This is a genomic window from Streptomyces sp. MnatMP-M17 (assembly GCF_900091995.1).
GTDB lineage: Bacteria > Actinomycetota > Actinomycetes > Streptomycetales > Streptomycetaceae > Streptomyces.
On record NZ_FMDK01000888.1, the window covers coordinates 1 to 5,908 of the forward strand.

Below are 5,908 nucleotides of genomic sequence, written 5' to 3' on the forward strand. Positions count from 1 at the left end.
GGCGCCGACCGCCGCCGGAGCCTTCCGGATCCGGATCGGCGCCGGCCTCGGCCGGCGCGACACCGGCCGGGCTCGGCGAGCCCTGGGGTGCGGGGCCTCTGCGGCTGTGTCGTCCCACGCCCCGGATCAGCTCCTGTCAGTGTTGTCGGCGTTGTCGGCGTTGCTGGCGTTGCTGGCGGTGTCGATATCGGCGGTGTTGGCAGTGTTGTTGATATGGGCGATAAGTTCCCGCGCGGCCCGTGCGACCTCCCGCGGGTACTCCATCATGGCAACGTGCCCGGCGTCAGGGAGCGTAAGGAGCCGAGAATCACGGAAAGCCACCGCCGCTTTCCGTGCCATACGGTACGAAACGAGCTGATCCCGCCCGCCGTAGACGAGCAGTGTCGGCGCCAGTACCCGCTCGGCCTGCCGCCACAGCGCGTGCTGACCGCTCAATGTGTACGCGTTGACGATACCGCGTGCGGAACGGGCCATCGCGTCCCAGAAATAAGGGAGTTGAAGCCGGCGCTCCATCTCCTCGACCGCTTCGCGCAGTTCGTCGTCGGTGACCATGGAGGGATCTCCGTAACACAGCGCCATCACTCCGCGCGTGCGCTGCTCCGCCGTCCACTCCCGGGTCATCCTGCCGAACAGCCCGGCCGCTCCGGGCAGCGCGAGCAGCGCGGTGGGCACCGCGGTGCGCTGTACGCGGATCTCCGGCAGCGCCGGAGAGACCAGCGTCAGGGTCCGCACCAGATCGGGCCGGGCCGCCGCGACGCGCGTGGCGACGGAGCCGCCCAGCGAGTTGCCGAAGAGATGCACGGGACCGCGCCCGCCCGCGTCCAGCAGCCGGATCACCGCGCGGGCATGGCCGGTGACCGAGTAATTGCCGTCGTCCGGCGGCGGCGAGTCACCGAAGCCGGGCAGGTCGACGGCCTCGCCGTCGACCAGGTCCGCCAGCAGCGGCATCAGCGCCGACCAGTTCTGCGAGGAACCGCCGAGCCCGTGCACATACAGCGCGGGAGGCGCTCCCGTACGCGTCGCGGGCCGTCCCCGTACCGTCAAGGAGAGTCCGGGCAGTGTGACGGAGCGGAGCGTCTCTCCCTCCGCGACCCGGACGGGACTCACTCTCGGAGCCACGGCGGCGGCAATGGTTCCCGGCAGCTCTGTCGAAGACATGCGGCAATGTTACGAGACGATCACGCCCGGAATTATGTGTTCGCCGTCACAGGCCGCATGGCGTCCGGCATCCGAGGCTTCTACGCTTCAGGAGTGAGGGGCGCGCGCCCCGGCCCCTGCCGCGGACGGCCCCGGCTCTCCGCGGTCCCGCGCGGCGAGGAGAAAGGGCACGGTATGCCGGTGGACCCCACGGATCCGGACACCTTCGAGACCGACGAAAACCACGGAACCGACGAACGATACGACCTCGAACTGGACGCGGAGACGCCCGAGGCCGACGCCGCGGAACAGCACGCGGAGGTACGGCACCGCGGCGACGAACCGCTGACCCATGTCGATCCGGCCACGGTGAGTGAGGGCGACGCCGCGGAACAGGCGCGTGCGGTCGATCTGGACGAGGACGAGGACGGCTACCGCTGAACAGCGCCCGCCCCACCGAACCGGCGCGGTCCGCCGGAAGGGCCGGAAAAGCCCTGGTCGGACGCCCGGCTGTCGCGGGCGTCCCGGTCCGTGAAATTCTGCGTCCGCGCCGCGCACAGCCCCGTTACCCAAAAGTACGATGGCGGGGCGGCGCACAGCGCGCACGGCACGATCTTTGGGAGGCGGCGTGACAGCCATAGAGCAGACCGAGGCGGCGCGCCCGCGAGGCACGCGCCTGCCGCGCCGCGCCCGACGCAATCAGCTTCTGGGTGCGGCACAGGAAGTCTTCGTCGCACAGGGCTACCACGCGGCGGCGATGGACGACATCGCCGAGCGGGCCGGTGTCAGCAAGCCCGTCCTCTACCAGCACTTCCCCGGCAAGCTGGAGCTGTATCTCGCCCTGCTCGACCAGCACTGCGAGGCCCTCCTCCAGGCGGTCCGTACGGCACTCGCCTCGACCACCGACAACAAACTGCGCGTCGAGGCGACGATGGACGCGTACTTCGCCTATGTCGAGGACGAGGGCGGCGCGTTCCGTCTGGTCTTCGAGTCGGATCTGACGAACGAGCCCGCGGTGCGCGAGCGCGTCGACCGAGTCGCGCTCCAGTGCGCGGAGGCGATCTCCGAGGTGATCGCCGAGGACACCGGGCTCTCCAAGGACGAGTCCATGCTGCTGGCCGTCGGCCTCGGCGGAGTCTCCCAGGTGGTGGCCCGCTACTGGCTCTCCAGCGAATCGGCCATCCCGCGCGACGAGGCGGTCAGACTGCTGACCTCACTGGCCTGGCGCGGTATCGCGGGCTTCCCGCTGCACGGCGGTGAGCAGCACTGAGCGGCGCGTGTTCGCTGCCGGCGTGCACCGTAGCGTCTTCCGGGTGGATTTCCGGTGGTCTCTCCGGGCTAATGTGTGCTGAGTACAGCGCGGCTGACCGCGCACCGCACTGACCGTTCGGAGGGACATAGCCGTGGAGGTCAAGATCGGCGTGCAGCACGCGCCCCGGGAGATCGTTCTGGAGAGCGGGCAGTCCGCCGAGGAGGTCGAGCGCGCCGTGGCCGACGCGCTGGCCGGCAAGGCGCAGTTGCTCAGCCTCACGGACGACAAGGGACGCAGGGTCCTCGTACCGGCCGAGCGGGTCGCGTACGTGGAGATCGGTGAGCCGACGACACGACGAGTCGGATTCGGCGCGCTCTAGGACGAGCTCTGGTCACTGACATCGCGATGGTCCGGCGGGATTCCCGCCGGACCATTTCTTTTGTCACTGCTCCAACACCGTACGTGGGCCACTTGGCAGCCCGGGATTGATCGTGTCCGGGCGATCCGGGGAGGGTTGTGTTCCGCGCACTCCGGGTAGTGACGTGCTGGGCCCAAAGGTCCGGACCGCGGTGTCCATCGTGTGCAGTGAGGTGATCGGCAGTGATCTGGGTAACTCTGGGATCGGCCCTGCTCGGGCTCGGTCTCTCGGGGGCCGCGGCCCATCTGCTGTCGCACCGGCTGCCGTCGTACCGGACAGTTTTCACCGCGGGCCCGCTCGGCGCCCTCTTCGGTGCCTATCTGACGTATATGGCGCTCGGCCCCGGCCATGTGCTGGCGATGCTCGCCGGCGCGCTGCTGGTGGGCGCGGTGCTGCTGTCGCTGCTGGTCCGGCCCGCGGGCCGGCTGCACCGGGCCATGCCGTCCTGACGCACGGCCCGGTCACGGTCACGGACCGCTCAGGCCGCGAGCCCCAGCGCGGCCATCCGCTTGGTGTGCGCCTCGGTGATCCGGGAGAACATCCGGCCGACCTCCGCGAGATCGAAACCGTCCGCCACTCCGCCGACCAGCATCGTGGAGAGCGCGTCCCGCTCGGCCACCACCCGCTGTGCCTGCGAGAGCGCCTCGCCCATCAGCCGCCGCGCCCAGAGCGCCAGCCGCCCGCCGACGCGCGGCTCCGCCTCGATCGCGGCGCGCACCTTCTCCACGGCGAAGTTGCCGTGCCCGGTGTCGTCCAGTACGGCCAGTACCAGCGAGCGGGTGTCCGTGTCGAGACGCGCGGCCACCTCACGGTAGAAGTCGCTGGCGATCGAGTCCCCGACATAGGCCTTGACCAGGCCCTCCAGCCAGTCCGACGGCGCGGTCAGACGGTGGAAGTCGTCGAGCGCCTTCGCGAAGGGCTCCATCGCGGCGGTCGGCTCGGCGTCGATCGCGCGCAGCCGCTCGTTCAGCTGCTCGAAGTGGTGGAACTCGGCGGCGGCCATCTTCGCCAGCGCGGCCTTGTCGGCCAGCGTGGGCGCCAGTTTGGCGTCCTCGGCGAGCCGCTCGAAGGCCGCCAGCTCGCCATAGGCGAGCGCGCCGAGCAGATCCACGACCGCGGCGCGGTACTGCGGCTCGGTGGCGGCCGTGTCCCAGCCCTGGGCGGCGATCCCAGTGGGTCCCTCGGCTGCGGGTGCGGGTGCGGTGGCGTTGTCGGGCGTCTCCATGGACGGCACAGTAGCGCGCTCTTCCCGCCCGGGAAGGGCCTGGTCAGACACTGTCGTCACGCCGTTCCGACGAATTCGCCCGACACACATGCGCGATTCCGGGGTACAGTGATAAAGAGCCCGCTGGTGTTCTGGCGGGCCCTCGCAGTATCTGGCAGTGTTTCACAGTGTGCTGGCAGCGTTCTTGGCAGCACTTTGGCAGCATTTCGTCCGGGGCTTTTATCTCGGACAGGCCCCATGAGGATGCCCGGTCGGTGGCCCGATCGGCTCCGACCCGACCGCCCTCCACGCGAATCGTACGCACAGCCGCGTACGACCGCGGATGAGGGGCCCCCTCAGCGGCACGAGCGCTCGAGCGACGGCAGTGGTCCCGCACCATCCGGCCAACCCACGGCCGGCCGAGTACCAGGTGCGGTACGACCCCCAGCGTTCGCCTCGCGCCGCGTCTCACAGAAGAGGCAGCACCCTGACTACGACTTTCCGAGAACTCGGAATCCTTCCCGAGACGGCCGAGGCGCTAGAAGCCGTCGGCATCCTGTCTCCGTTCCCCATCCAAGAGATGACGCTCCCGGTCGCGCTTTCCGGCAAGGACGTCATCGGACAGGCCAAGACCGGCACGGGCAAGACGCTCGGGTTCGGTCTGCCGCTCCTTGAGCGCGTCACGGTCCCCGCGGACGTCGAGTCCGGCCGGGCTGTGCCGGAGAAGCTCACCAACGCTCCGCAGGCGCTGGTCGTCGTTCCCACCCGCGAGCTGTGCACCCAGGTCACCAATGATCTGCTGACGGCCGGCAAGGTGCGGAACGTGCGCGTTCTGGCGATCTACGGCGGCCGGGCCTATGAGCCCCAGGTCGAGGCCCTCAAGAAGGGCGTCGATGTGATTGTCGGCACTCCGGGCCGGCTCCTCGATCTGGCGGGCCAGAAGAAGCTCGATCTCTCGCATGTGCGCGCGCTCGTCCTGGACGAGGCCGACGAGATGCTCGATCTGGGCTTCCTGCCCGATGTCGAGAAGATCATCCAGCTGCTGCCGCCCAAGCGGCAGACCATGCTGTTCTCCGCGACCATGCCGGGCGCGGTCATCGGTCTCGCCCGCCGTTATATGTCGCAGCCCACACACATCAGCGCCACCTCGCCGGACGACGAGGGCGCGACCGTCGCCAATACGACACAGCGTGTCTACCGCGCCCACTCCATGGACAAGCCGGAGCTGGTCGCACGCATCCTCCAGGCCGAGGGCCGCGGACTCGCGATGATCTTCTGCCGTACGAAGCGCACGGCCGCCGATATCGCCGACCAGCTCGCCCAGCGCGGCTTCGCCTCCGGCGCGGTCCATGGCGACCTCGGCCAGGGCGCCCGTGAGCAGGCGCTGCGCGCGTTCCGCAACGGCAAGGTGGATGTCCTCGTCTGCACCGATGTCGCCGCGCGCGGTATCGATGTCGAAGGCGTGACGCATGTCATCAATTACCAGTCGCCGGAGGAGGAGAAGACCTACCTCCACCGCATCGGCCGTACCGGCCGCGCGGGCGCTTCCGGTACGGCGGTGACGCTGGTCGACTGGGACGACATCCCGCGCTGGCAGCTCATCAACAAGGCGCTCGACCTCGGCTTCCCGGACCCGCCGGAGACGTACTCCACGTCACCGCATCTGTTCGAGGAGCTGAACATTCCGGCGGGGACCAAGGGCGTGCTGCCGAGGGCCGAGCGCACCCGCGCCGGTCTGTCGGCCGAGCAGGTCGAGGATCTGGGCGAGACGGGCGGCCGTGGCCGCAAGTCGGCGGCCACCGCGGTACGGGAAGAGCGCCCGGTCCGTACGCGCACTCCGCGCCAGCGCCGCCGCACCCGTGGCGGGACCGTGCTGGACGGGACGACGGCCGAGCCG

General features: G+C 69.8%; 7 protein-coding genes. 5 read left to right on the forward strand and 2 right to left on the reverse strand.

Annotated features, from left to right (window positions below; genetic code table 11):
* Positions 1-126: 126 nt before the first annotated feature.
* Positions 127-1,158, reverse strand: a complete 1,032-nt coding sequence (locus GA0115259_RS32775) for an alpha/beta fold hydrolase (RefSeq protein WP_093603690.1) — start codon at positions 1,156-1,158, stop codon at positions 127-129.
* Between the two features lie 174 nt (positions 1,159-1,332).
* On the opposite strand from GA0115259_RS32775, the gene GA0115259_RS32780 reads away from it, so the two are divergent.
* The 4 genes from GA0115259_RS32780 to GA0115259_RS32795 all read left to right on the forward strand — a co-directional run bounded on the left by GA0115259_RS32780 (position 1,333) and on the right by GA0115259_RS32795 (position 3,256).
* Complete coding sequence (locus GA0115259_RS32780) at positions 1,333-1,578, forward strand: hypothetical protein (protein WP_093603692.1); 246 nt, start codon at positions 1,333-1,335, stop codon at positions 1,576-1,578.
* A gap of 187 nt (positions 1,579-1,765) precedes the next feature.
* Positions 1,766-2,407, forward strand: a complete 642-nt coding sequence (locus tag GA0115259_RS32785) for a TetR/AcrR family transcriptional regulator (RefSeq protein ID WP_093603694.1) — start codon at positions 1,766-1,768, stop codon at positions 2,405-2,407.
* A 133-nt stretch (positions 2,408-2,540) separates the two neighbouring features.
* On the forward strand, positions 2,541-2,768 hold the full coding sequence (locus GA0115259_RS32790) for a DUF3107 domain-containing protein (protein WP_093603697.1): 228 nt from the start codon (positions 2,541-2,543) through the stop codon (positions 2,766-2,768).
* Between the two features lie 221 nt (positions 2,769-2,989).
* Positions 2,990-3,256, forward strand: a complete 267-nt coding sequence (locus tag GA0115259_RS32795; protein ID WP_093603699.1) for a hypothetical protein — start codon at positions 2,990-2,992, stop codon at positions 3,254-3,256.
* A gap of 29 nt (positions 3,257-3,285) precedes the next feature.
* On the opposite strand, the gene GA0115259_RS32800 is transcribed toward GA0115259_RS32795, so the two are convergent.
* Positions 3,286-4,032, reverse strand: coding sequence for a ferritin-like fold-containing protein (locus tag GA0115259_RS32800; protein WP_093603701.1), 747 nt, complete (start codon positions 4,030-4,032; stop codon positions 3,286-3,288).
* A gap of 559 nt (positions 4,033-4,591) precedes the next feature.
* On the opposite strand from GA0115259_RS32800, the gene GA0115259_RS32805 reads away from it, so the two are divergent.
* Positions 4,592-5,908, forward strand: a 1,317-nt coding sequence (locus tag GA0115259_RS32805) for a DEAD/DEAH box helicase (protein WP_370749020.1), incomplete at its 3' end; no start/stop codon positions are given.

Excerpts from the sequence above, each read along its gene's own strand:
- GA0115259_RS32780 (WP_093603692.1), top strand. The coding sequence starts at position 1,333 with ATGCCGGTGGACCCCACGGATCCGGACACCTTCGAGACCGACGAAAAC.
- GA0115259_RS32800 (WP_093603701.1), bottom strand. The coding sequence starts at position 4,032 with ATGGAGACGCCCGACAACGCCACCGCACCCGCACCCGCAGCCGAGGGA.
- GA0115259_RS32775 (WP_093603690.1), bottom strand. The coding sequence starts at position 1,158 with ATGTCTTCGACAGAGCTGCCGGGAACCATTGCCGCCGCCGTGGCTCCG.